The sequence below is a fragment of the Acidobacteriota bacterium genome (assembly GCA_003225175.1).
In the GTDB taxonomy this organism is placed as follows: domain Bacteria; phylum Acidobacteriota; class Terriglobia; order Terriglobales; family Acidobacteriaceae; genus Gp1-AA112.
Genome location: QIBA01000225.1, coordinates 1 through 2805, shown reverse-complemented (window position 1 = coordinate 2805; position 2805 = coordinate 1). Strand labels below are relative to the sequence as shown.

Below are 2805 nucleotides of genomic sequence, written 5' to 3'. Positions count from 1 at the left end.
CCCCGGCACCGCAGCGGCTCACAAACGGTTTATATTTGAGGCGGAAATTCTGCCGTTATAAAACCGTCTCCGAGCCTCACTGTTCCCGGATCGCGGATACTAGCAACGGGACGGTGTAGAGACGGAAACTCTGGGGTATTCAAGTCCTTTTCGAGCCTCCTGTCGTCACGCTGATGCAGAGGCGGGCATTCGTTCTGATTGATCAACTTTGCCATGATTTCCTCCTGAGGCGGGACTGGCTCGACCAGTCTCGGTGAGGAGGATGACATGTTCACTGGGAAGGCACCCGGTAAGAAACCTGGGTAAATAGCGGGAAAAGCGTGTCGCTTTTTAGCTTTTCCGGATTTTTTCCGGGATTTTTCCCGGAAGCGCACCTGGCCGGCGACCAGTATAGAGCTTGAGAGTCGTGATCTCCGCGCACCCCTCGTGGAGCGGCGGACCAGCATACAGGTTAACGATGGCGAACGACTATCTTGAGCTGATTTCCCGTATTGAGCTCCTTCATCGTCAGTTGCTGGAGCTCGTGAAAATAGAGCTCGAGACCTTAGGAGCTCGCGACATTAATAATGTGCAGGCATTGATGTTATTCAACATCAATCATGCTGAGATGACGATCGGTGAGTTGACGCTACGTGGCTGTTATCTGGGGTCAAATGTCTCCTACAACGTAAAAAAGATGGTCGAAACCGGTTATCTCGACGCTGAACGTTCGGTCCACGATCTACGCTCGATTCGCGTTAAGCTAACCAACAAGGGACACCTGTTGCGGGACCGCCTTGTCAGTATGTACACGCGGCACACTGAGATGCTCAGCCATACAAATACTCAAGATCGCTTCGCGGCGAGATCAGTTCAACATCGTGGATAGGTGCCCGCTTAGCGCCGGGGCAGGCTATGATCAGCTAGTTGCCACTCGCCCGACGATTGGAACTCCGAAGCACTCCCCGTGTATTCGTCCATCTCATTTCCACACTCATCGGTGATGACGACTACACCATATCGGCCCTCGCCAGAGATTTCGATGACCTCGCCAAAAAACGCGCCAAATATGCCGTATCTGGCTACCCATCTTTGCCCGACAGAAAAGTATTTCATCTTTTAGCCGCCGGTAAGGATCTATTGCGTGCTCTCGTTTCCGCTTTGAGCGCTTTGTTTGTGGAACGTTGCCAACTTTGTTCGCCAATCACTAATTTTTTACGTAACATGGATGACGATCCAAATACACGGAAAACAAGGGTAGCGGCTAAGTTCGCAATGCACCCGTAGATCTAAGTACGGTGTACGGCATTCAGTGGTCAGTGCTCGCCCGTGTCCGAACGGCTAGCGCACAGCTTATCAAAATCAGCATCGCACCGAAAATGCTCGGAAGAGCTGGTGTTTCATGAAAGACGAGAAATCCACTTAGAACCCCGACCACTAGCCGGACCAACGTGTAGGGGGCGAGCGTCGACGCCTCGGCATGTTTGACTGCAACAATGCCCAGATAAACCCCCAGCGGCCCGAAAAGAAAAACTCCCGATAACCAGAGCGCGGCCGATGTGTCGGGGATTTCAATGGGAGCGCTGAAAGCCGGGATCAGGCAGAAGCCACCGATTGCCGAGACGAGATTCACGTAGAACATGGTGGTGACCTCATTGTCCTGCTGTTGGGCGTAGCGATTAAGGACAAACGTAAGGCCGTTGAGGCTGGTGCCTCCCAGGACGAGGAAATATGAGACGTTCCAATCGTGGAATGATGGTTGAGCGATAAGCAATGCACCGGTCAGGCAGACCGCGGTAGCCATCCATCGACGCAGCACAACAGATTCCCGGAGTATGAGCGCCGAAAACACAGTGATGTAAGCAACTTGCGTGTAGCTGAGTGCCGTCGCATCGGCGAATGGAAGGGTGCCAAACGAATACATCAGCACCCACAAATAACCGAGCGCCACGCCACCACGGAAGAGGTGCAGCTTTATTTGCTTCGTTCGAAGCGATGCACTCGAGCTCCACGCGATTGCGGTCGCTATGACGACACCCCCTGTTGCACGGAGCAACGCTAGTTGGAGGATCGGAATGCGTCCGCCAAGGTGATGAACCATGGCGGTTTCAACGAGAAAGAAGATACCCTGGCCGACGATCAGGTTGATGGCTAAGCGTTGATTCATCTCTCTCCTAGAATTCGCAGGCCGGCCGAGCGAGCAACCTACGTGCGGCTTGCTTGCCGAATACAGAGTCTTAATCAAGGCGTCATCGCCCTGCGAATGGTCCTCAGTCCGCTTTTCGCGAATCTAGAGTGCTCCCTTGCTCAGAGTGCTGCTTGGGCTTCACCCTCCCCAGGACCGAGGGTCAAGAGAATGCGGACTAATGGTCGGAGGCGCAGTTTGGTTCGACCGGCAGGTCGCCAATTTTAGCAGATCCGCGTACGGTATTAGCGGCATGAGAGGAGCATCGAGGCCCGTTGACCTCGAGGAGCAAAAAGGTTCAGAACACGAGAGTTAATCGGATGCGCAGCAGGGCGAGAGGAAGCGCGCCGTGAATAATGTAACGAAATTCAGACGTAAAGCCGGGACGCGCCCGGATCCGATTACCAAAAGAGAGGTGCGAGTTCATCTTCTCGGTAGGATGCGAGCAATCGGTTTGTCTGGCGAGAATATTCTGCCTCGGGCAAAAAAAACGCAGGCCGTGTTAGCGTACTTAATTTTGACGCAAGGCGAAGGCTTGTTACGGAACCGTGTAGCGGGAATGATTTGGGATCGCTCGGGCGAGGCACAAGCAAGGGAAAGCTTGCGACATGCCTTAAACGAGTTGAATCGAACAGGCTACT

General features: G+C 53.5%; 4 protein-coding genes. 2 read left to right on the top strand and 2 right to left on the bottom strand.

All coding sequences use genetic code 11. The features are described from left to right. Window positions 1-457 precede the first annotated feature (457 nt). Window positions 458-868 carry a MarR family transcriptional regulator gene (locus DMG62_24820; GenBank protein PYY19249.1) on the top strand — a complete coding sequence of 137 codons (411 nt, stop codon included), beginning with the start codon at window positions 458-460 and terminating at the stop codon, window positions 866-868. A gap of 8 nt (window positions 869-876) precedes the next feature. Here the strand turns inward: DMG62_24820 and DMG62_24815 are convergent, their stop codons facing one another. Then, window positions 877-1095, bottom strand: a complete 219-nt coding sequence (locus tag DMG62_24815; GenBank protein ID PYY19248.1) for a hypothetical protein — start codon at window positions 1093-1095, stop codon at window positions 877-879. 193 nt (window positions 1096-1288) lie between these two features. Beyond that, window positions 1289-2146: a hypothetical protein gene (locus tag DMG62_24810; GenBank protein PYY19247.1), complete on the bottom strand. Its 858-nt coding sequence runs from the start codon at window positions 2144-2146 to the stop codon at window positions 1289-1291. A gap of 367 nt (window positions 2147-2513) precedes the next feature. Here DMG62_24810 and DMG62_24805 point away from each other — a divergent pair. Then, on the top strand, window positions 2514-2805 hold a 292-nt coding region (locus DMG62_24805), incomplete at its 3' end, for a hypothetical protein (protein PYY19246.1).

What these genes read in the sequence shown, in the direction of transcription:
- DMG62_24820 (PYY19249.1), top strand. Translation starts at nt 458, where the DNA reads ATGGCGAACGACTATCTTGAGCTGATTTCCCGTATTGAGCTCCTTCAT.
- DMG62_24815 (PYY19248.1), bottom strand. Translation starts at nt 1,095, where the DNA reads ATGAAATACTTTTCTGTCGGGCAAAGATGGGTAGCCAGATACGGCATA.
- DMG62_24810 (PYY19247.1), bottom strand. Translation starts at nt 2,146, where the DNA reads ATGAATCAACGCTTAGCCATCAACCTGATCGTCGGCCAGGGTATCTTC.